Below are 23951 nucleotides of genomic sequence, written 5' to 3' on the forward strand. Positions count from 1 at the left end.
CTATGAAAATTGCGATTATTACTGCCTGCCCTAGCGGCGTAGCAAACAGCATTATCGCTGCGGGATTACTCGAACAAGCAGCGAAAAGCCTCAACTGGGATGCATCGATTGAATGTCAATCGAGCGTCATGCCGACCACACCACTCTCTGCGCAGCAAATTGCGGACGCGGATGTGGTTGTGATTGCTGCCAATACCCCTATCGATGAAAGTCGTTTCGTTGGCAAAAAACTGTATCGCTCAGAGATCAGCGCGGTCACCAGCGACGCCATCGCCTTTTTACAAAGCGCGGTCGAGAAAGCGCAACTGCTGCAAGCCAGCGCAGGTGTTCAACCCACAGTGCAAACTGCGGCGAAGAAAATTGTCGCCATCACGGCTTGTCCAACGGGCGTTGCACACACCTTTATGGCGGCAGAAGCTCTAGAGGAAGAAGGCAAACGTCGTGGCCACCAAATTAAAGTGGAAACGCGCGGTTCTGTGGGCGCGAAAAACCAGCTAACCGAGCAAGAAATTGCTGACGCGGATCTGGTTATCATTGCAGCAGATATCGAAGTGCCACTGGATCGCTTCAACGGCAAACTGATGTACCGCACCAAGACAGGCCCAGCATTGAAGAAAACAGGCGAAGAGATGGACAAAGCGTTCGCTCAAGCAACGGTTTATCAACACACTGCTTCTACAGGTAGCAGCAACGCTTCTGAAGAGAAAAAAGGCGTTTATAAGCACCTGATGACAGGCGTCTCTCACATGCTTCCTGTGGTCGTGGCAGGTGGTTTGATCATCGCTCTCTCTTTCGTTTTCGGTATCGAAGCGTTTAAAGAAGAAGGTACATTGGCTTCGGCACTCATGACCATTGGTGGGGGCTCCGCTTTCGCACTGATGATTCCCGTTCTTGCTGGCTTCATCGCGTTTTCAATTGCAGATCGCCCAGGTCTGGCACCAGGTCTCATTGGCGGTATGCTGGCAAGCTCAACTGGCGCTGGTTTCCTTGGCGGTATCGCGGCGGGCTTTATTGCCGGCTACTCAGCGAAATTCATTGCAGATAAAGTGCAACTGCCACAATCAATGGAAGCACTCAAACCGATTTTGATCATCCCATTCATTGCGAGCTTGTTCACTGGTCTCACAATGATTTACATCGTAGGTGGCCCGGTTTCCAGCATCATGTCCGCGATGACAGAATTCCTCAACAATATGGGCTCAGCGAACGCAGTGCTGCTGGGTGTGATTCTTGGCGCAATGATGTGTTTCGACCTTGGTGGCCCAGTAAACAAAGCGGCTTATACCTTTGGTGTTGGTCTACTGGCTTCTCAAACTTATGCACCAATGGCAGCCATCATGGCAGCAGGCATGGTACCTGCACTGGGTATGGGCCTAGCGACTTTCCTAGCGAGAGACAAGTTTGAACCAAGCGAGCGCGAAGCAGGCAAAGCCTCTTTTGTCCTTGGTCTATGCTTTATCTCTGAAGGTGCCATTCCTTTTGCAGCGAAAGACCCAATGCGTGTCATCCCTGCTTGTATGGCTGGTGGCGCACTAACCGGTGCCCTATCCATGCTGTTTGGTGCTAAATTGATGGCACCTCACGGCGGTCTGTTTGTACTGCTGATTCCAAACGCGATTACTCCAGTACTGATGTACCTAGTAGCCATCGCCGCAGGTACCGCATTAACCGGTTTTGGTTATGCCTTCCTGAAGAATCGTGCTGAAGCAAAAGAAGCAGCAACGGCCTAAGTTTTATCCTTACCTTGATGCCAGTTCCCCCTCGAATTTGGCTTTCAACACCTCCCTTGCGGAGGTGTTTTTTTATGCCTCCTCCGTAATGACAAAACCATACATATCAATACTTTTCAGTTAAATCAGCAACTTATAATATACGCCGCATAGGGTGCGGAGGTTATTGATGTAAACAACCTTTCTATCACTTGTATCAATAATAAGACTTGTATCGCATAAGTCGCGCCTTATAATGCACACCGTTTTATTGAACGTAACAGAGTGAATTACAAAATGAAAAAAGCTGTATTTTTGTTAGCTGCTGTCTCTGCATTTGCGCAGGCAAACACCAACGACATCGAGAAGAAAGATGTTTCTGGTTTCTATCTAGGTGGTGGTATCGGTACGACAACCGCATTCGACGATGGTGTGGGCACAAACGATTTAAACCTAAAATCAAACGATTCAACGTACAAACTGTACGGTGGTTACCAGTTCAACCGCATTGTGGCAATCGAAGCGCAATACACGCGTTACGGCGATATTTACAGTAAAGACGACGCAGACCGCCACATGGTAAAACCAGAAAGCATCGCGTTGATGGCAAATCTTGGTTACACCTTTGATAGTGGATGGCGTCCTTTTGCAACAGTGGGCCTTGGCCGCACTGAACTCGATTTTGGTCCTCTATCAAAGACAGAAACCTCATTCCGCGCTGGTGTGGGTGGCGAATACTCACCAAAAGCAATTGAAAGCCTCAACTTCCGCGTAGCCTACGAAGTGGACAGCTTTATGTTCGATAACGGCCCACGTGATGACATCAACATCGTGCTTGGTTCACTTTACGCAGGTGTTTCTTACAAGTTCTAAGCCTTCAACAACGTTTGGTTGAAAGCTAGGAAACCGCATAAAAGAACAATTTCTGACTCTTACACGGAACAAGAAAGCAAAAACAATGCGGAAAAACGATTTGGGGCAGTCACACTGCCCCATTTTTTATCGATAGAATTGTGCCATTGGTAAGTCGGGTTAAGACTTTGCCGGCTTAATGCCAAACAAAATAGCAAACATAACGGGCACGACGACTAAGGTTAGTACCGTCGCGAAACCCAAGCCTGCCATGATGGTAATGGCCATAGAACCAAAGAACGCATCAAACACCAACGGAATCATACCAAGTATGGTGGTCAATGCCGCCATGCTTACAGGGCGAACACGGCTCACCGCGCTATCGATGATGGCAAGATACGGATCTTTCCCTGAATCGAGTTCCAGATTGATCTGATCCAGCAACACAATGCCATTTTTCAGAATCATACCGCTAAGGCTCAACAGGCCAAGAAAAGCGGTAAAACTGAACGGCATGTTGGTGGCTAACAAGCCAAACGCCACACCAATGATAGACAGCGGCACCGTGAACCAAATCACCAACGGTTTTTTGAACGAATTGAAAAGCAACATGGTTATGATGAACATCAACAAATAGCCCATTGGCAGTGAACCAAACAGCCCTTCTTGCGCATCTTTCGATGATTCGTATTCCCCACCCCACGTGATTTCATAGCCATGTGGGATAGGCAGCGCCATCACTTTAGGTTGCACGCGGGCAAACAAACTTGCTGCCGTGTCCTCGCTTAGCACGTCGTGGTCAGCCAACACGGTCAACGTGCGTTTACGGTCGCGGCGTTGTATTAACGGCTCCTCCCAATCTAAAGTCACACCATCGATGATTTGATCAACCGGAATGTAGCTTTGCAACGATGGGCTCCAGATGCTGACGTTTTGTAGCGATTCAAAGTCCACTCGTTCTGTTTCTGGCAATCGCACCATAATCGGCAAAATGTGTGTGCCATCTCTGAGTAGACCCAATGTGCTGCCACCAAAACTCATCTGCAAGGTGCTCGACAAATCTTCTTTTGAGATACCTAAACGGCGCGCTTTCGATTCGTTGAAAATCGGCACGATTTGCTTCGTTCGCTCACGCCAATCATGGCGTATATTACGAGCACCCGGATCGGTATGGAGAATGTCTTCCACTTGAACCGCCAACGCTCTAAGCACTTGTGGATCTGGGCCAGTGATGCGCGCTTCAATCTTAGATGCCGGCGATGGGCCAAACTCCATCAGCTTTAATTGGAAGGTTGGCTTATCAAAAGTTTTGGCTAAGCGGCTATCCAGTTCGTTAAGCAGCACAAACATGGTGTCGCGATCCGTTGTTCGCACTTGAAATTGCGCATACGCTTCGTAGTTCTTGGCCGGCTCATAGGTTAATGCAAATCGCTGCAAGCCCTGACCAATCGATGCTGATACAAAGTCGATGTTTGCTTGTTGGCGAATGTAACTTTCCACTTCACTGGCTTGCTTCATGGTTTCACGAATGTCCGTCCCTTCTGGCATCCACATATCCACGTAAAACATCGGCGTGTTCGATGGCGGGAAGAACTGCTGCTTAACATGACCAAACGCCACTACCGCGCCAACGAGCAAGGCCACCATGCCTGCGACCGTCAGCCAACGAAAACGTAACGCCCACTTTAGCGACGCACCAAATGCGACAAACAACCAACCTTTGTATGGGTCTTCTTCATCGGCAGCGAGCGTTTTGTCTTGCTCTTTCAAGAGCAGATCCGCCAGAAACGGTGTCAGTGTGATGGCGGTGATCCAGCTTAAGAACAGCGAGAAACACAAAACCCAGAACAGCGACCCCATGAACTCACCTGTTGCGTCCTGTGATAAGCCAATCGGCGCAAACGCAGTGATGGCAATCACGGTCGCCCCCAACAATGGCCACTGAGTTTGTTTCACAATGTCGGTCGCGGCTTGGATTTTTGTGCGCCCTTTCTTTAGGCCCACCAAGATCCCTTCCACCACCACAATGGCGTTATCCACCAGCATACCTAGGGCGATAATCAACGCCCCTAGCGAGATTCGGTGCAGTTCAATGTCGTAATGATTCATCAAGATAAAGGTGCCGAATACCGTCAGCAGCAACACCAAGCCGATGATCACCCCACTACGAAGCCCCATGGTGAACAGCAGAACAATAATCACGATCGCCACCGCCTCCGCTAGGCTGATCACAAAGGCTTTCACTGAATCATCCACTTCTTGTGCCTGATTGTAGAAATAGCTCATGTCGATGCCTGCTGGCTTGATGCTTTCTAGGCTGGCCAGTTCCGCTTCAATACGCTGGCCCACTTCCACTACATTCACACCTGACGCAAATGAAACGCCAATGTTGATTGCTTTCTTGCCGTTAAACAACAGCACATTATCGGGCTTTTCTTGAATACCGCGAGTAATGGTCGCCACGTCTTTTAAGCGAATAAGATTCCCAGTATCGCGGCCATGAATGATCAAATTTTCAAGCGCGTCGACGGTGTTCAACGTGCCGCTTGGGCGAATCATCAAACTCTCGCCATTGACCATCACTTCACCGGCAGAAACCACATTATTCTGCTTATTGAGTAAACCGGAAATGACGTTCATATCTAGGTTGAGCGCGGCAAGACGATCGAGGGAGATTTCAACAAAGAGTTGCTCTTGTTGATCGCCTGCGATGTCCACTTTGCCCACACCATCAATCAGTTCAAGCTCACGAGTCAGTTGATCTGCGTAGCGTTTCAGTTCCACATAATCGTAATCGTCGCCCGTAAGCATCAGCATCACGCCGTATACGTCACCAAAATCATCAATGATTTGCAGAGATTGAACACCTTGCGGTAACGAGGGTTGCAGATCATTGATTTTACGGCGCATCTCATCCCAGATTTGGGGTAGCTCGTCAGGGCCGTAATCCATCTTCATGCTCACCATGATTTGCGACAAACCATTCGATGAGGTGGACGTGATCTTATCGATGTAAGGCAGCTTGCGGATCTCTTTCTCGAGCGGATAAGTCAGCTCTTCTTCAACCTCTTTCGACGTCGCGCCTGGGTACGTAGCAATGACCATCGCATCTTTAATGGTGAACGCAGGGTCTTCCAAACGCCCCAATTCTAAGAATGACGTGACCCCGCCAATGGCGAGAATAACGATAAACAGCCAACTGATGACTTTGTTCTTGATGGAATATTCCGCAATGCTCATTCTTGTTCCTTCTCTACCACATCCACGTGTTTGCCTTCGCGCAACTTGCGTAAATTCGAGTTCACCAACACATCACCTTGTGCCACTCCCGATGAGACAATCGCCCCATCGCCGTGGATTTGTTCAATGGCCACAGGCACTTTAGTGACCGCGTCACCATTTAATTTCCAAACAAAGAACTCCCCTTCATGACTTCCCGCTTGCAGTGCTGTCATCGGAATGGTGTAGCCATCAATGGCGGTAATGCCCGCTGCCGCCATATCAACCAGCACGCTGACACTGGTACCAGGCAGGATCTCACTTTGCTGCAACGGCTGTGGCATCGATAAGTACATTTGGTAAGTTTGGGTTTGCGCATTCGGTTCACTGGTGTGTTCCAAATAATTGAGTGCGAACGTTTTCTGCACGCCAGAAAACGTCGCTTGGGGCTGGTAATCCATACTTTGTGTGTTCGGGTTCACCAAAGCTAACACGTTGTCGGACAACTCAATTCGCACGTACACCTTGTCGTTTTGATACAAACTGACGATCGGCTCACCAATCGCGATACGCTCAAAACGTTCTTTGTACACGTCCGAGATCTTACCGGTGAACGGGGCAAACAATCGGGTGTAGTTGAGTTGGTTTGTTGCGTTGTAAAAATTGGCTTCTGCCAATGCTTTGCTCGCAGTGAGCGCATCTAACTCCGCGTTAGAAATCATCCGTTTGGCGTAGAGCTCGTTACCACGTTTCAGCTGACGAATTGCCAAGTTGTATTGCGCTTGTGCATCGTTCACTGCTTGTTTTTCTTTGCTGTCATCAAGCTTAGCGATCATCTGACCTTGCTTGACGAGATCGCCCGCGTTGACCAAAACATGCTGAATTTCTCCGGCGCGGCGAAAAGCGATCGGTGTTTGCTCGGCAGGCACAACTTGGCCTTTAAAGGTGCGATACTGGCTCTTAACCGGCGCATCAACAGAAACCGTTGAAACGTACAACGGCGGTTCATTAAACGACTGTGGCTGGGAATCACACCCTGTCAGCACGGCCAACGTGATTGCCGAAAGTAGTAATAAAGGACGTTTCATTAAATGCCCTCCTCGCGTACCCAAGCTTTCACCACTTGGCCTTCCACTAAACGCTCAACCCCCGCAATGACCACGTAGTCACTGCTGTCGAGGCCAGATTCCACGCCTCCCTCAGCATTTAAAGAGAGCGTTACTTTGTTAACTTGCTGCGTCTCACTGTCCATCACCCACACCTCTCCTTGCGAGGCTTGTTTTGTCACCCATGCAGCATTTGGCAGCATCACCGCGTTTGAGAGGTTTTGCTTGGCAATGTGGACTTGCCCCGTCATTCCCGTTAACAAGTTGCGATCTTCGGGTCTGTCGATGGTGACGATCACTTGGTAGCTGTTTGTGTCTGGGTTTGGTCGAGTTGAGATCTCTTTAAACTGACCAGAAATGCGCTTATTGGGTTCGCTGTCCATCGTCACCCACATCTCAGCATGTTTGAGCGCCGCCAGAGAAAGCGATTCAACATAGGTCACAGGCAATGCAAACGACACATCCAACACACTGTTGTCAATAAGATTGAGGATCTCTTGTTTTTCCGCCACCATTTGATGAGGTTTGACATAGGTGTAAGAAACCACACCATCAAAAGGCGCGTGAATTTTGGTGTAACTGAGATCGGTTTTGGCTTGTTCCCAATTGGCTAGCGCCGCTTTGTATTGGGTTTCTTGCTGATCATAGCTATCGGCGCTGACGAGTTTTTTCTCATACAGTTGCTTGGCGCGTTGCCATTCCGTCTTCGCCAGTGAGTATTGTGCCTGAGCAGCGTTAAGTGCCAATTGCAAATCTTTCGGGTCAAGCGTCACCAAAACATCACCTTGGCTCACCTCTTCCCCCATCTTGACCAATAATTGCTTAATTTCACCGCCCACTTGGAAAGAGAGCTGAGCGCGATACGTTGCGTCGATTCGCGCTAAAAAGGCATCCGATTCAGCAGCGCTCAGATCGTCCACCGCCAGTAACTTAACGGGTTTGATCAGAGGATCGGCAGGCTCCGATATGGCTTTGTCACAGCCCGTCAGCAGTGTTGATAGACCAAGCATCACCACAACAGCGACAGACGTGCGTGTTATCTGGGGTTTGCGCACTGAGATTCTCCGTTTCTTTATTTTGCTATACAGGCGTGCAGTATATGGAGAATCAAAAAATGATCAATATATTTTCCATGTGGACAATATAAGAATTGGTCAAATTCTCTCGTTTCTGGTAAAAATAGGCGCGTTGATGGATATCTGAGAAAACTCGAACGATGACTGAAAGAAAGCAAGGTCGAAGAAGTGCCGAAGCGGCCGAGCAAACTAAGTGCATGATCCTTAAAGTAGCAGCCGATATGTTCTGCGAATTGGGTTACGAGCGCATCTCTTTGCGAAACATCAGTGAGAAGGCAGGCGTGTCACACAGTTTGATTCGCCACCACTTCGGTAGCAAAGAGAAGATTTGGCAAGCCGTCAGTGATGGTATGGACGAGTTTTTGCAACTCTACATGGCTGAACTCATCAACCAAATGCCAAAAGATATGCCATCAAACCGAAAAATTTATCTGTTTATGGTGCGCATGCTTGCCTTTGCTTTGGTCAATCCTCACCCAATCCAAATGATTGCCGATGCGATCCGCCAAGGTGACGACGCCCTACTGCAATACTTCCTCAGATCAAAAGACGAGTTCGCTGAAATTTTTACCAAGCTATTTGCCGACTACAACGTGGAATACCCAGAAACACCCATCGATCAATGGGAATCCAAATGGCAGATGCTGATCTTTGCTCATGGTGCCATCACACTCGCTCCGATGATGAAAGAGACGTGGCCTGACGATGCAGAGAACCGTGATCAAATGCTGATCAATCATTGGGAGCTGTTTAATACCATCATGGCGAACCAGTTTGGTGTTGAAAAAGCGCAAATGATTCACCCAGCGAAGTTGAACGATATCGTCATCGATATGTTCTGCCCAATTGAAGATCTCACTCCTTAGAACGCTTCAGCGAAAAATAGACTCCCGAACACGAGTCAAACAGGCATGCAGTAGGTAGCACATCAACAGCCATAGCCCTACTGCGCCGCCCCCCGAGGAACTGCCGAAACTCATTGGGGCCTCTTCATTGTTGCCAGATGAACCTGTGTCATCGACACTGCCCGTGTCGCCATTCATGTAATCCAATCGCATCTGTTCCGTCACGGTCACTTTTGCCGTTTCATTGCCTGCCAATACACTGTCTATCCATCCGGCGTAATCAGTAATTTCGGTAAACACCGACGTCACGGCCCAATTGGGATCGCCGCAAATATTCGGTCCAAAGCTGGTTACGCCCACTTGCATCATCACCCCATTGTTCTCCCAATACACTGGCCCACCGGAATCACCCTGACATGTGCTGTTTTTCAATTGGCTACTTTGGCTAAAATCGCCATCAAAACAGATCTGCTTGCTGGACAGATAATTTCCGGCGGAAAACACATTGGCGCATTGGGTGTTGCTGATGTACGTAAGTGGTGTTTCTTGCAGTTGCGATTCGCTGTCAAAGCCAGAGCGCGTATTGCCATGACCTACGGCAAAGAAAGTTTCCGAGGCATTGCGGTACACCTCATTTTGCGGACGTCTAATCACGTCATTGACCGAATCAATATTCATCGACGTTTCTAGCTTGAGAATGGCAATGTCGTTTGGAAACAGCGTGGAAGAACTGTTTGAGAAATTATCGGGATAGAAAATTTTCGCTACTCGGTGGCGCTGAATGTTACCAAACGGATAGTCGTTTTCATCTTGAAGCTGCGGCACCACCACCAGAAACAGCGCCAATGAGCCCAACTCTTCCACACAATGGGCAGCCGTTAGCACATGGTCGACATCGAGAATGGTGGCTCCACAAGAAGCACCGGAGTAGTAACCGCCATCGTATTCAAGGGAATCGTAGAAAAGACTGGCAAAGGAGGCGTATCGGTTTACATCAACGACCGTGCCATTGACGATGCGGCTTTCCACTTCACCCGCCATTGTCGCTGCGGAGAAAAGTACAGAAAGGAAGGAAAACTTCGCTAAAGATTGTGCTGAAAACATAACACCGCGCCCCTATGTTAGAAGCGCGGTGCCAATTATTCGCAAAAATAAACGTCTTATTTGCGGTAACTTAGCTCAACGCCTCATTAACCACGGTAGTAGCGTTGTGGTACAAACGGCATTTTCTCTACCGTCATTGGTAGCAGTTTGCCACGAACTTCAGCAAACACTTCAGTGCCGATTTCCGTTAGGTCTGAACGTAGATAAGCCATGGAAACTGGCTTGCCCGCATTTGGACCTGCGGTACCACTGGTTACTACACCCACTTTATTACCTTCTCCATCAAACAGCTCTGCACCTTCGCGGACTGGTGCTTTTGTTTGACCAACCAGACCAACACGCTTGCGAGACACATCCTTCGTTTCGATCTGCTTAAGGATGATGTCTGCCCCTGGGAAGCCACCTTCACGCTCACCACCTGCGCGGCGAACTTTCTGAATGCCCCACAATAGGCTGGCTTCTACTGGCGTGGTGGTTTCATCAAGATCATGACCGTACAAACACAAACCACACTCTAGACGTAACGAATCACGTGCACCAAGACCGATCCATTCGACTTCTTCTTCCGCGGTCAATGCACGAGCAAGCGCTTCTGCTTTGTCTGCTGGTACAGAAATTTCGTAGCCGTCTTCTCCAGTATAGCCGCTGCGAGAGATGATGCATTCTACGCCAAGCAATTCAAGCTTTTGCACGTCCATAAACAGCATCTCAGCCACGGCAGGTTGGAAGCGGCTCAACACCTCAACCGCTTTTGGACCTTGAATAGCAAGCAGTGCGCGATCATCAATGATTTCAAGTTCAACGTCTGATGGAATATGTGCTTGCAGATGGTTGATGTCTTGCTCTTTACATGCAGCATTGACGACAACAAACAGATGATCACCCAGGTTAGCCACCATGAGGTCATCCATAATGCCGCCCTGCTCGTTGGTGAAAAACGCGTAACGCTGTTTGCCTTCACCCAAATCAACGATATCCACTGGAACCAGCGACTCAAGAAACGCTGCTGCGCCCGCACCGTGCAGTCTTAGCTGCCCCATGTGAGACACATCAAACAGGCCTGCCGCTTCACGCGTGTGCAAGTGTTCTTTCTTCACACCTAACGGGTATTGAACTGGCATGTCGTAACCAGCGAATGGCACCATTTTCGCACCCACTTCAATGTGCAATGCGTGAAGTGGTGTTTTAAGTAGTACTTGGTCTGAGTGTTCTTGAGTCATTTTCGTCTCCATTAGCTAGACCCATCACAGCGATCTATCAGCAATTAATTGTCCAGATTTCCACTCAAAGGAAACTGTGTTTCCAATAATAAACACGTGTTGTGCTAATTTGCACGTTCAACCTACTGGGTCCTGCTCAAAATGTGACTTTTAACAATTTAATCACATTAAGCAACCACAAAAAAAGCGCCGCATTGAGGGAATTATCATCAGAGCGGCGCTATTCTAATCTTGTTTTAAACAAAAGCAAACGTTTGCTTTCACTATAGGAAATTTACATCTTTTTAAAACTATTTTGCTGTCACCCACAAAATATGCGCATCTTCCTCGCTAACGGAGACCAACATATGCCCCATGTTCGCATCGTAATAGACGCTGTCGCCTTCGCTCAGAACCACAGGCTCATAGAACTCAGAATAGAATTGAACCGCGCCAGATAAGATCAACAAGAACTCTTCGCCATCGTGACGAACCCAATCGCCATACTCTTCAAACGTGCGCGCATGCACCACACTTTTGAACGGCATCATCTTTTTATTCGACAGCTGAGTGGCCAACAGTTCGTGCTCGTACGTTTGTGTTGGGTGCGGTTTCCCTTGCCCCGCCAACGTAATATCACGACGGCCAGTCGCAACCTTTTTCCTTGGTGGTTCAAAGAGTTGTGGCATATCAATTTTCAAACCGTGCGCGAGTTTCTGCATTGCTTGAAAGGTAGGAGAAATCTGTTCGTTCTCGATTTTGCTCAGTGTTGAACGCGCCAAACCGGTTCGTTGGCTGGCTTCTTCAAGCGTAATACCGAGGCGTGAGCGCACTTCTTTAATGCGTTGGCCAAGCTTCAATGGCTCGATATTTTGCTCTTGCGATTCTTTCGCTAATGTCAGGGACGGGTACTCGTCATACAATTCTTCCGACATAAATCCCTCATGTTTCTTATACGCTTCCTGTTTACAAAACATTGTGCATGAAGCGTAAAGTGGAGAAAAGTCCACCAAGTTAAATAAAGCGTGCTCCTGTTAACAAAATCCGAATCTCTGTTTCCTATAGGAAATTTTTGTTGATTGTTCACTGAACAACGGGTATGTTACCGACTTGTTAGATGAAGAGATGCTTTTTCCGCTTGAAATAGACAATGGATTTGATGCTATTCAGCGGCCTTTTTAACCCATTTGGGACGGAATTCACTCTGTTTGGTGTGTGAAAACAAATCACAAAAACAGCGCCAAACGGTTGTTATAAAGGACGGTCGGATCGTAAAGCAAAGACGCCGATTCGACGGATGATTGAAAGGTTATCTACCATGAATAGTCATTACCAAAATCACAGCTTGGAAAACTTTTTCTCGACTAACTTGTCTGCAACGGATGATGCCGTTTTTGCTGGTATTCAAGCCGAATTTACTCGTCAAAATGAACAAATCGAATTGATCGCTTCTGAGAACATCGTGTCTAAAGCGGTCATGCAAGCGCAAGGCACCTGCCTCACTAATAAATACGCAGAAGGTTACCCAGGCCGTCGTTACTACGGTGGTTGTGAACACGTTGATACCGTGGAAGCCATCGCTATCGAACGCGCGAAAAAACTTTTTAATTGCGAATACGCAAACGTTCAACCGCACTCTGGCGCTCAAGCCAACGGCGCGGTGAAACTGGCGCTATTGCAACCTGGCGACACCATTATGGGCATGTCGCTCGATGCAGGCGGCCACTTAACTCACGGTGCGCGCCCTGCTCTTTCGGGCAAATGGTTTAACGCCGTTCAATACGGTGTTGATAAAGAGACGCTCGAAATCAACTACGATGATGTTCGCGCACTGGCGGTAGAACACAAACCAAAAATGATTATTGCTGGTGGCAGCGCGATTCCTCGCGTGATTGATTTTGCCAAGTTCCGTGAAATCGCTGACGAAGTTGGCGCGATTTTGATGGTCGATATGGCGCACATCGCGGGTTTGATCGCCACAGGCGCACACCCTAGTCCACTGCCTCATGCACACGTGGTGACCACCACCACACACAAAACGCTACGCGGCCCACGCGGCGGCATGATCCTCACCAATCACGAAGAAATCATTAAGAAAATCAACTCTGCGGTATTCCCTGGCCTACAAGGCGGCCCGCTGATGCACGTGATTGCAGCGAAAGCAGTAGCGTTTGGCGAAGCACTCGGTCCTGAGTTCAAAACTTATATCGATTCGGTGATCAATAACGCAAAAGTTCTTGCTGAAGTGTTGCAAACTCGCGGTTGTGACATTGTGACTGGCGGAACGGACACGCACCTAATGCTGGTTGATCTTCGTCCTAAGGGATTGAAAGGTAACAAAGCAGAAGAAGCACTAGAGCGTGCGGGGATCACATGTAACAAAAATGGCATCCCATTCGACACAGAAAAACCTATGATTACATCGGGTGTTCGTTTGGGCACGCCAGCGGGTACAAGCCGAGGCTTTGGCACAGAAGAATTCAAATTAATAGGTCACTGGATTGGTGATGTTCTCGACGGGTTAGTTGAAAACCCAGAGGGCAACGCAGAAGTAGAACAACGCGTGCGTAAAGAAGTGAAAGCACTCTGTTCACGCTTCCCACTTTACCAGTAACCACAAATTTAAATCCTAATACGATATTTTGGAGATTATGCAATGGACAAAACACTGAAGTTTACAGAAAGCCACGAGTGGGTTCGCGACAACGGTGACGGCACTGTAACTATCGGTATCTCTGAGCACGCTCAAGAAATGCTGGGTGATGTGGTATTCGTCGAGCTACCTGAGCTTGAAGCAGAAATCGAAGCAGGTGAAAGCTTTTCACTGGTTGAATCCGTAAAAGCGGCGTCAGACATCTACGCACCAGTGACCGGTGAGGTCGTTGAAGTGAATGAAGAGCTTTCTGATAGCCCAGAGCTAATCAACGAGGAACCGTACGAAGGCGGTTGGATTGTTAAGGTGAAACTGTCTGATCCTTCAGAGCTTGATAATCTGAAAGATGCAGAAGAGTACCTAAACTCAATCGAAGAAGATTAATAAAGGAATTTTGATATAAAGCTGCCTCCTCCCGTGGGCAGCTTTTTTTCAAGGCTGTGTTTTAGCGCTCGCGCTTTCGCAGCTCTCTTGAAGGTAAAGGACCATGACTGAATTACTTCAAAGCCTCAACACACAACACGAGTTCGTTGGTCGCCACAACGGACCAAATCACGCCGATCAACAAAAAATGCTTTCTACCATTAACGCAGAAAGCCTAGATGCCTTGATCGCGCAAACCGTTCCAGCACAAATTCGCCTAGAAAAGCCAATGCAACTGGCCGAAGCGCAAAGCGAAGCAGACATGCTGGCATCAATCAAAAAGTTCGCTGACTTAAACCAAGTTAAGCGCACTTTCATTGGCCAAGGTTACTACAACACCTTCACGCCAAACGTTATTTTGCGTAACGTACTGGAAAACCCAGGCTGGTACACGGCTTACACGCCATACCAACCAGAAATTTCTCAAGGTCGATTGGAATCATTGTTGAACTATCAACAAATGGTGATGGACCTAACGGGCATGGACATCGCAAACGCCTCTCTACTCGATGAAGCCACCGCCGCCGCAGAAGCAATGACGCTTTGCCAGCGCGCAGGTAAGAGCAAGAGCAAAGTCTTCTTCGTCGCAGACGATGTTCACCCGCAAACCATTGAAGTGATCAAAACTCGCGCGAAATACTTCGGCTTTGACGTAGTGATCGGCAATGTTGATGCACTACGACAAACAGAAGCCTTCGGTGCCCTACTTCAATACCCAAGTACAACAGGTGAAGTACGCGATCTCACCGATGTCATCGCACAAGCACAAGCCAACAAAACACTGGTTTCAGTCGCGACCGATCTCCTTGCTTCAGCACTTGTGAAGCCAGCCGGTGAAATGGGCGCAGATGTTGTCATTGGCTCAGCACAGCGCTTTGGCGTACCGATGGGTTACGGTGGCCCACACGCAGCCTTCATGGCAACGCGCGAACAGCACAAACGCACCATGCCAGGCCGTGTGATCGGTGTTTCTATCGACGCCAAAGGCAACCAAGCACTGCGCATGGCAATGCAAACACGTGAGCAGCATATCCGCCGCGAAAAAGCGACCTCGAACATCTGTACGGCGCAAGCCCTGCTTGCCAACATGGCATCGTTCTTTGCCGTGTACCACGGTGAAGCAGGCATCCGCACCATCGCACGCCGCACTCACCACATGACGGCCATTCTTGCTGCAGGCCTAACCAAATCCGGTTACGAGCTTGCGCATAACGCGTTCTTCGACACCATCACCATTAACACCGGTGACAACACTCAAGCGCTTTACGCCAAAGCACAAGCAGCAGACATCAACCTGCGTCTGCTTGACGGCCAAATTGGCATCAGCTTTGACGAAACCACCACAGTGGCAGACATCGACGCCCTATTCGCGATTTTCGATGTGAAAGAGAGCGTAAACGCACTTTCAACCGACATCGCAGGCAACGAGTTTGCAGCGATTCCAGAAGCGTGTCGTCGTACTAGCCGTTTCCTAACTCACCCTGTGTTCAACACTCACCACAGTGAAACACAGATGATGCGTTACCTAAAACAGCTAGAAAACAAAGACTTCTCGCTTACTCACGGCATGATCCCACTGGGCAGCTGTACCATGAAGCTCAACGCAGCGGCAGAGATGATCCCGGTGACTTGGCCTGAGTTTGGTGCGCTTCACCCATTCGCGCCAATCGAGCAAGCCGCAGGTTACACTGCACTGGCTGAAGATCTCAAAGCGAAGCTGTGTGAAATCACTGGCTACGATGCGTTCTCACTACAACCAAACTCCGGTGCTTCTGGCGAATATGCAGGCCTTATCGCGATTCAGCGTTACCACGAGAGCCGTGGCGAAGGTCACCGTAACGTGTGTTTGATCCCAAGCTCCGCGCACGGCACCAACCCAGCAACCGCTGCGATGGTTTCGATGAAAGTGGTAGTGGTGAAATGTGATGAAAACGGCAACATCGACCTTGTCGACCTTGCTGCAAAAATCGAAAAACACCAAGAAAACCTATCAAGCATCATGATCACTTACCCTTCAACGCACGGTGTTTACGAAGAGCAAGTGAAAGAAGTGTGTGAAATGGTTCATGCGGCTGGCGGTCAGGTTTACCTTGATGGCGCAAACATGAACGCGCAGGTTGGCCTAACGTCTCCGGGCTTTATCGGTTCAGACGTTTCGCACCTCAACCTACACAAAACCTTCTGTATCCCACACGGTGGTGGCGGTCCGGGTATGGGCCCTATCGGTGTGAAATCGCACCTAGCGCCTTTCCTACCTGGTCACATCGAAAACGGTGTGGAAGGGAAAGAGTTCGCGGTTTCAGCAGCGGATCTCGGCAGTGCATCAATTCTGCCAATCTCTTGGGCTTACATTGCAATGATGGGCGCAGATGGCCTAACAGAAGCAACCAAAGTAGCGATTTTGAACGCGAACTACGTGATGGAGCGTCTACGCCCGCACTACCCTGTTCTTTACCGTGGCACCAATGGCCGCGTGGCGCACGAATGTATTATCGATATTCGTCCGCTGAAAGAAGAAACAGGCATCAGCGAAGAAGACATTGCAAAACGTTTGATGGACTACGGTTTCCACGCGCCAACCATGTCGTTCCCTGTGGCAGGCACACTGATGGTAGAGCCAACGGAATCGGAAGATCTGGAAGAGCTAGACCGTTTCTGTGACGCGATGATCGCCATCCGTGAAGAGATGTCTAAAGTGAAGAACGGTGAATGGCCACTAGAGAACAACCCTCTGGTTAACGCGCCACACACACAAGTAGACTTGATGGAAGAGCAATGGGATCGCCCATACCCACGTGAAATCGCGTGCTTCCCATCGGCTGCAACTAAACGTTCTAAATACTGGCCAACCGTGAACCGTGTAGACAACGTCTACGGTGACCGCAACCTAGTCTGCTCATGCCCAGGCATTGAGAACTACGAAGAGTAGTTTTTTGTTGAGGATAACTAATTAAGTTGGTTAACGATTTAATGAAGATGGTTATCTTAATAAAGTTGGTTAATTCCCAATAATTCAAAAGCGAACCCTTACAAGGTTCGCTTTTTGCTTTGTGGACTAAGCTATTGATCACAGATAACCAAGTTGGAAACTTTGATAACCGAGTTGAAAACCGATAACTAAGTTGGAAACTAACTTGAAAAAAAAGGTGGAGCGAGCAGTTGCTCCACCAGCATTAGTTTCTAAATACCTAGATAAAGGTGACTTAGAAGGCTACGAGAGATTGGTCTCAGCAGAAGCGCAAAGTCATAAATACGTAACCGCTAAGCCCTGTGACTTGATTGATGACCCGCTGTTTGAGGTGTTCGTTGAGGACTGGTTGAAGTCAGATGAACGACAAGTCTCATCTAAGTATCTAAAATATTAGGGGCATTCTTAATCAGATCTAAACATTTTCAATTGACTACATTAGCAACAGGCACCAATATGCACCTTGTTACAAATAACCATGTTGCATCTGTGTGTTTGTTTAAAGGAATCGAAAATGGGAATCGTAAAAGAGAGCTTAGTCGGAAAAAGCCAACTTTCTTGGTTAGGCTTGGCAGATAAAAAACCATCACCTGACGAAATCTATACTTCATGGTGTGTAAACAATTTTATCTTTAAAGAAGAAAACTTAGCTCTAAAAATCCCAGGTTTGCGCCCTCCCCAAATTGGCGGTATCTATGCTGCACTTGGTTACGAAAAATCCGAAGCTAGCAGTGCTGCAACTATTGTTATGCCAACAGGTACAGGGAAAACCGAAACTATTTTATCCATCGTTGTTGCGGGTAGATTTCGTAAAACACTAGTTATTGTGCCTTCTGACGCCTTGCGTGAACAAACCAAGAAAAAGTTTTTAGAACTTGGGCTCTTAAGACAACTAGGGATGCTTAATGACAGCTTCGAGAACCCTATTGTTGCGACTATAAAACACGGTATTCAAGATCTCATCGAAATCAATCAACTATTAAACTCGAATGTAATCATTGCTACTGCCGCTGCACTATCACAGTTCCACAAGGATGCCTTAGAAGCTTTAACAAAAGCATGTTCTCATCTAGTTGTGGATGAAGCACACCATGTAACAGCGAGCACTTGGGCGCGAATAAAAGCGCAGTTTGCCGACAAACCAGTGTTTCAATTTACCGCAACTCCTTTTCGAACGGATTGCTCTAGAGTAGACGGAAAGATTATTTTTAACTATTCACTTAGCAAAGCTCAACTTGATGGTTACTTTAAGCCAATAGAATTTCATCCAGTGAAAGAGTTTGTAGAAGAGAAAGCAGATAAAGTGATTGCTCAGAAAGCCATTGACTTACTGAAGGCCGACTTGAAGAACGGTCTTAACCACATAGTGATGGCTAGAGCAAACAACATCAAAAGAGCAACACAAGTATTTGAATACTATAAAAACGAGACCGAGCTCAATCCTATTCTGATTACAAGTAAAGCAAAACGCAAAGACGAAGTTCTTAAAGCTATCAAGGCGGGAAAACATCGAATAATCGTATGTGTCAATATGCTCGGGGAAGGGTTCGATTTACCTCAATTAAAAATTTCAGCGATTCATGATCCACATAAGAGTATCAATGTAATGCTCCAGTTTACTGGACGCTTCACAAGAACAACGCAAGGAGTCGGGGATGCAAAATTTGTTGCTAACATAGCCAACCCTAAACTGAACGACTGCCTTGAAGAACTGTACAATGAAGACTCCGACTGGAATTGTATCATCAGTAACATCAGCAGTGAGAAGGTAACGTCAGAGCTAAGGTATCAAGATTTCAAGGCTGGCTTTTCAGAGCCAAGTAAACTGCTGGATTTGGGGCTAACCCCTAGTATAAGTACCACCGTATTTAACTTAAGAGCAGCTACTTGGAAACCTGAAAACTTCTATAAGTTTGGTAATAAGCATTTTCAGATTCATGACTCCGTTCTAAATGATGAGCAAGATACCCTTGTCTTTTCGGTCAAATCATATGCTCCTGTTGGATGGTCAAGCTCTAAAGAACTATTTGACGAATCTTGGGATCTATATATCGCCTATTTAGATAAACGAAACAAGTTACTCTTTATCCACTCATCTGCAAAGGATGGTCTTGTAAAGCGTTTAGCAAAGTTAATCGCGGATGGAGCTCCTCAAGTAAACGGAGAGCGGGTATTTCGTGCACTTTCTGGACTAAAGAGATTGAAGCTCCAAAATGTTGGTCTAAACAAGAACAAGAAAGGTCTCCGCTACTCTATGCATACAGGAACTGAAATCAATGATCAGATTCCAGACATTGAAGCTAAACGTTCTATCAAATCCAATATTTTTGGTAAAGGGTACGAGGACGGTAAACTTGTTAGCGTCGGGTGTTCATACAAGGGTAAAGTCTGGTCAATGGACAGCGATTCTCTGGAGCAATGGATCGACTGGTGCAAAAACGTTGGCAAAAAAATCTTAGATGAGTCAATCGATACTAACCAAGTATTGAAAACGGCTATGCAAAGTGAAGAGTTAACCGAATACCCAGAACTTAGGTTACTCAATGTTGAATGGCCAGTTGAGCTATTGCGCAAGAATGACCGAAAAGTATATCTAAGTGATGGTAAGTGGGAGGAAACATTATTCAACTGCGAGCTAACTTTATCAGATAAGACTAATGATAAAGATAACATCAGGCACTTTGACATCTCGACTCCTCGCGGATCATTTGGTGTTTCTGCAACCATTACAGCCAAGGGAGAAGTAACTTACAGCTCTGATACACCTTTATACATAATCATAGGGAGTGAGGAGCGTCTATTGACTGATTTCTTTGATGAAAATCCCCCCGCTTTCTTCTTAGAGGATACCTCTATCATCGATGGTGGATATAGGTACTATTCGTATGAAGAGTATGCATACTTATACTCCTTGAACAATATTGAGGGCTGGTTGTGGGATGGTGTTGATATTTCGGTGGAATCCCAAACACATCTAAGGCACCCACACTCAATTCAGTTCCATACTATCCAACAAATCAAAGATAACTACGATCTAGTGTTCGATGACGATGGTAGCGGAGAGATCGCTGATATTGTAGCCATCAAAAATAACGATGATTCCGAGCTAATTATAGATTTATACCACTGCAAATATTGTACTAAAAAGAGAGGCGTAGCGAAGCCTGGAGCACGAGTAGACGATATCTATCAAGTGGCAGGGCAAGCTGTGAAAAGTATTAAATGGTTTGCTAACAAAGAAGCTCTGATCAACAGATTAATCGATAGAGAGCGAGTTAGATTAAGTCAAGAGAAGGCATCACGTATAGACAAAGGAACGCTAGAACAGCTAATCCATCTGTCAAAAGTTGCTAGATATGCCTCATTCAAAGTTGGAGTAGCTATCGTTCAACCAGCAATTTCAAAACCTCTGATTTCTAAAGATATTCTATCAGTTTTAGGAGCTACTGAAGCTTATATTGACGAAATCAGTGGTATTAAGCTAAGGGTTGTCATAAGCAAATAAGACCCTGTAAATAATTTACTTGTATAAAAGAAGAAGCCCATTAGGCTTCTTCTCTATACATAATTCTAAACTGTATTTGACCAGTTGAGATGGTTTGAGCGGAAAACTTCAACACCAGTTCGACGGATAGTCTCTATCCATTGATGTGCGTCGGATTCACTAACAGATTCATAAATCATAGCACACTGCTTAATTACCCGATGCTCGTTTTCTAGTGTTGTAGGCATCAAACCAGCGTCATCCGTATTGATACAGACGCGAACAGCCCCCGTCCTGATACCGAATTTATTCGAACTACCACCAGGGTTGAGATTCTCTCTGTTAGGTGGCGTCCATCTAAAAATCGGGTGTTCATGGTAATTGTTTAGTCTGCCAATATAAATATTCGATGTAGGACATGCTTCAAGTATCCATTGTGACTGACTAACCTTCTCTAACATGAAATCTTGAATACCCTGAATTAAGTCAAGTTCCGCATTAGATAATGAGTCAGCAAGCTCCCTCTTATCATAGTGCAATCGATTTATTGAAATATCTTTCTCATAACTAATCGATACTATTTGGTCATTGTAGTGGTCAACTAAAATTGGCCACGGTTTTAGAGTTTTCCCAATATAATCGTTCTGACTCATTGGGAGTTAGACCACCGTTATACTGATGTCGCCTGAGTTGGCAGTAATATCCAATGATGTAGCGAGTGATCTCTTGTTGAGCCTCAGCGAAGCTACGATAACCCACAGTTGGCACCCATTCCGTTTTCAGACTTCTAAAGAAGCGCTCCATCGGTGCATTATCCCAACAGTTTCCTCTGCGAGATAAACTCTGTTTTATTTGAAAACGCCACAGTAATTGGCGGTATTTACGACTGGTATAGTGACTACCTTGATCGCTATGGAACATGACTCCTTTAGGCTTACCACGAGATTCATAAGCCATCGACAAAGCTTTGCCTGTTAGCCGACTATCAGGTGATAAAGACATCGACCAACCAATCACTTTACGAGCAAAAAGATCGATAACGACCGCTAAATACATCCACCGATTACCCGTCCAAATATACGTAACATCGCCAACCCAGACTTCATTTGGTGCGGTGACAGCAAACTGACGTCCTAAGTGATTGGGAACTTCAATATGCTCTTGTGAAGCTTTTCTGTAACGATGCTTTGGTTCTTGGCAACTCACTAAACCAAGAGTTTTCATAAGCTTTGTTGCTCTGTATCGGCTCAGCTTCATGCCCTGATTTGTGACTATATCTGCAATGGTTCGCGCCCCCGCGGAGCCATTGCTTGCGGCGTGGGCCTCACTAACTAAGCTGCGAAGTTTTACTGTTTCAGCATTAATTACCGTTGGTCGTTTGAGCCAATAGTTATAACTACTTCGATGAACATTGAAGACTTCGCATAATGTTTTTACGCTGTAGCTCTGCTTGAGTTTCTTGATGATCAAGAATTGTTCAGTGAGTCCGACATCAACAGAGCCGTGGCTTTTTTTAGTATTTCATTATGCTCTTCAAGGCGAGCCAGCTTCTTTTTTAGTTCCCGAATTTCTATTTGCTCAGGGGTCATAGGTGAAGCTTTCGGTGCTTTCCCTTGGCGCTCTTCTCTAAGCTGGCGAACCCATTTATCCATCGTGGATTTACCCACATTCATGGCTTGGGCTGCTTCAGTCACTGAATAGTTTTGGTCTAGGACTAACTGCGCCGCTTCTAACTTAAATTCTGCGCTAAATAGTCGTCTTGTACGTTTTGTCATAATGTCACCTGTTAACTTATGAGGTGATGATATCACCTCTAACTAAGTGACCAAATTCACTATGCCACTACAACTTCAATATGCGTAACCTTCATCCGCTTCGATTGGATAGATCTACAAGAGCGATTTCTAGTACAAGTGTAGGCAATCACGATAGAACGCTCCCTCACTATTCTGAAACAACCTTACCTTCCCCTCATTCGTAACCAAGAAGACAACAACAAGCCCAATAACATTGCTATTGTTCAGTAAAGATCTTAACCAAAACGTTTCCTTACACTCCAAAGGTGCCAGCGCGTCAGCTCCTTCAAAGACGACAAGTGTCTTGCGTCTACAACCTTCCAAAGTCGCAAACAGTTCTCGATTCTCTTCTGCTAGGAAAGCAACCAGGGGGGATGCATACTCATTAAAGTTCATATTAAAGACATCTATGCCTCTACTCTTCACTTCGTCTCTACACACATCCAAGTAGCCCTCTGGTGTTTGGTCAGTTATCAATGAGCAGATGGTGAGCTCTAGTTCCCATGCCACTTCTATCTTGCTTGATTAGATCAATCTCTTTTGTAAATAGGAGCATTTAGTGGCCTCAAATAGTGTTAAATTTTTTCAATTAGCGACGCGGCAATGCGCTTGAATGAGGCAAAACAGGTATCAAAATCATGGGGCTCGGTGTTAAACACCATTGGCGTGACAAAGTCCTGAAAGCGTTGGCGGAAAATGGGATTTTCCTCAAGTTCTTTGAGGCCAAGTTGTAGCTCTTGTTTGGGGTTGGCAACAAACTCTGCATTTTGATTGCCAAAGCGGGCAATATCTTCTTCCAGTACCGCTTTGAATAGGCCGTCAATCGAGTTGAGTTCAGTCGTTGAGAGCTTTGTTATGCAATGCACATCGTAGATATGGCGAACCAAAGCAACATCATCGGTTCGCTCCGTATTGCGTTTTACCGACATGGTACGGCGCAGCATCGAAATAATTTTTTCAACCAATGTGGCATAGACAGAGACGCAATCAAATGAACTCACTTCGTGCGGTTGTTGGTACAACTCTGCAACCAGTGATTGAATGCTGCGCGACTCCACATCCAGTAATGGAATAGTTTCGATTAACTCTAACTTAATAATGGGACGAAGACAGGGCGCTTGACTAAACTGTTGCGGATATCTGAGTTCAAACTCAACGTAACGGTACTCATCTCGCACAGCTCGCGTTTCAACGGTAAATCGTTCTGAATGAGTGATCGCCTGTTCAATCTCGTTAACCCATGCCTTTCTAACGGCTTTCTTTTTTGCACGACTCAGTTCATCAAACGCTTGGTTGGGGATGAGTTTTATATCCACATCTTCCGACATTCTTAGAATTTTAACGTTTGATTTCGCCAAGGCCGTACCGCCGGAAAAGACCATTTGATGATATTCAGGAGAAACTTTTGCTAGCTCGGCAAGTAAGGCAACGACCCAGAAATCTTTTTCAATGATGGCAGGGTTTCCGAGCTCAAGCGCGTCGGAAACCTCAAGGAATTTCTGTTTCAGTGTGTTCAT

At 46.7% G+C, this 23951-nt stretch carries 17 protein-coding genes; 8 read left to right on the plus strand and 9 right to left on the minus strand.

Annotated elements, in window-relative coordinates; translation table 11 throughout:
* Nucleotides 1-2 precede the first annotated feature (2 nt).
* Both fruA and AOT11_RS21795 read left to right on the plus strand, forming a co-directional pair.
* Nucleotides 3-1730 carry a PTS fructose transporter subunit IIBC gene (fruA, locus tag AOT11_RS21790; protein ID WP_026050858.1) on the plus strand — a complete coding sequence of 576 codons (1728 nt, stop codon included), beginning with the start codon at nt 3-5 and terminating at the stop codon, nt 1728-1730.
* 276 nt (nt 1731-2006) lie between these two features.
* Nucleotides 2007-2582 carry a porin family protein gene (locus tag AOT11_RS21795; RefSeq protein WP_026050859.1) on the plus strand — a complete coding sequence of 192 codons (576 nt, stop codon included), beginning with the start codon at nt 2007-2009 and terminating at the stop codon, nt 2580-2582.
* 159 nt (nt 2583-2741) lie between these two features.
* Here AOT11_RS21795 and AOT11_RS21800 read toward each other — a convergent pair whose 3' ends face one another.
* From AOT11_RS21800 to AOT11_RS21810, 3 genes are read right to left on the minus strand one after another with little or no spacing between them, the layout of a single operon-like run.
* On the minus strand, nt 2742-5801 hold the full coding sequence (locus tag AOT11_RS21800; RefSeq protein WP_017422906.1) for an efflux RND transporter permease subunit: 3060 nt from the start codon (nt 5799-5801) through the stop codon (nt 2742-2744).
* A complete protein-coding gene (locus AOT11_RS21805; RefSeq protein ID WP_026050860.1) occupies nt 5798-6868 on the minus strand; it encodes an efflux RND transporter periplasmic adaptor subunit in 1071 nt (356 codons plus the stop codon). The genes AOT11_RS21800 and AOT11_RS21805 overlap by 4 nt, the downstream gene beginning before the upstream one ends.
* Entirely contained in the window at nt 6868-7896 is a 1029-nt protein-coding gene (locus AOT11_RS21810) for an efflux RND transporter periplasmic adaptor subunit (RefSeq protein ID WP_086016777.1), read from the minus strand. Before AOT11_RS21810 ends, AOT11_RS21805 begins: the two co-directional genes overlap by 1 nt.
* Nucleotides 7897-8102: 206 nt before the next feature.
* Here AOT11_RS21810 and AOT11_RS21815 point away from each other — a divergent pair, with 206 nt between their 5' ends.
* Nucleotides 8103-8828 (plus strand): TetR/AcrR family transcriptional regulator, encoded by a 726-nt coding sequence (locus AOT11_RS21815; RefSeq protein ID WP_011081172.1) that lies wholly within the window; start codon nt 8103-8105, stop codon nt 8826-8828.
* 6 nt (nt 8829-8834) lie between these two features.
* Here the strand turns inward: AOT11_RS21815 and AOT11_RS21820 are convergent, their stop codons facing one another.
* The 3 genes from AOT11_RS21820 to AOT11_RS21830 form a co-directional block, all read right to left on the minus strand.
* Entirely contained in the window at nt 8835-9911 is a 1077-nt protein-coding gene (locus tag AOT11_RS21820) for a S1 family peptidase (protein WP_017422909.1), read from the minus strand.
* An 86-nt stretch (nt 9912-9997) separates the two neighbouring features.
* On the minus strand, nt 9998-11131 hold the full coding sequence (gcvT, locus tag AOT11_RS21825; protein WP_015727863.1) for a glycine cleavage system aminomethyltransferase GcvT: 1134 nt from the start codon (nt 11129-11131) through the stop codon (nt 9998-10000).
* A gap of 290 nt (nt 11132-11421) precedes the next feature.
* A complete protein-coding gene (locus tag AOT11_RS21830; RefSeq protein WP_011081169.1) occupies nt 11422-12045 on the minus strand; it encodes a helix-turn-helix domain-containing protein in 624 nt (207 codons plus the stop codon).
* A 383-nt stretch (nt 12046-12428) separates the two neighbouring features.
* Between AOT11_RS21830 and AOT11_RS21835 the strand changes: the two genes are divergently transcribed.
* From AOT11_RS21835 to AOT11_RS21855, 5 genes are all read left to right on the plus strand, one after another.
* Nucleotides 12429-13724: a serine hydroxymethyltransferase gene (locus AOT11_RS21835; protein WP_017422910.1), complete on the plus strand. Its 1296-nt coding sequence runs from the start codon at nt 12429-12431 to the stop codon at nt 13722-13724.
* Nucleotides 13725-13766: 42 nt separating this feature from the next.
* On the plus strand, nt 13767-14147 hold the full coding sequence (gcvH, locus tag AOT11_RS21840) for a glycine cleavage system protein GcvH (protein WP_011081167.1): 381 nt from the start codon (nt 13767-13769) through the stop codon (nt 14145-14147).
* Between the two features lie 103 nt (nt 14148-14250).
* Nucleotides 14251-17115, plus strand: coding sequence for an aminomethyl-transferring glycine dehydrogenase (gcvP, locus tag AOT11_RS21845; RefSeq protein ID WP_017422911.1), 2865 nt, complete (start codon nt 14251-14253; stop codon nt 17113-17115).
* A gap of 205 nt (nt 17116-17320) precedes the next feature.
* On the plus strand, nt 17321-17551 hold the full coding sequence (locus AOT11_RS21850) for a hypothetical protein (RefSeq protein ID WP_017422912.1): 231 nt from the start codon (nt 17321-17323) through the stop codon (nt 17549-17551).
* Nucleotides 17552-17668: 117 nt separating this feature from the next.
* Nucleotides 17669-20659 (plus strand): DEAD/DEAH box helicase, encoded by a 2991-nt coding sequence (locus AOT11_RS21855; RefSeq protein ID WP_017422913.1) that lies wholly within the window; start codon nt 17669-17671, stop codon nt 20657-20659.
* 65 nt (nt 20660-20724) lie between these two features.
* On the opposite strand, the gene AOT11_RS21860 is transcribed toward AOT11_RS21855, so the two are convergent.
* The 3 genes from AOT11_RS21860 to AOT11_RS21875 all read right to left on the minus strand — a co-directional run bounded on the left by AOT11_RS21860 (nt 20725) and on the right by AOT11_RS21875 (nt 23951).
* Nucleotides 20725-21291, minus strand: a complete 567-nt coding sequence (locus tag AOT11_RS21860) for an amidohydrolase family protein (protein WP_017422914.1) — start codon at nt 21289-21291, stop codon at nt 20725-20727.
* Nucleotides 21236-22413 (minus strand): IS3 family transposase gene (locus AOT11_RS21865; RefSeq protein WP_086016774.1). Its coding sequence is split into 2 segments (ribosomal slippage): nt 21236-22155 and nt 22155-22413, totalling 1179 coding nucleotides; the frame shifts between segments, so codons are not numbered across the junction. The genes AOT11_RS21860 and AOT11_RS21865 overlap by 56 nt, the downstream gene beginning before the upstream one ends.
* Nucleotides 22414-23009: 596 nt before the next feature.
* A complete protein-coding gene (locus AOT11_RS21875; protein WP_017422918.1) occupies nt 23010-23951 on the minus strand; it encodes a nucleotidyl transferase AbiEii/AbiGii toxin family protein in 942 nt (313 codons plus the stop codon).

This window comes from Vibrio vulnificus NBRC 15645 = ATCC 27562, from assembly GCF_002224265.1.
Classification (GTDB): domain Bacteria; phylum Pseudomonadota; class Gammaproteobacteria; order Enterobacterales; family Vibrionaceae; genus Vibrio; species Vibrio vulnificus.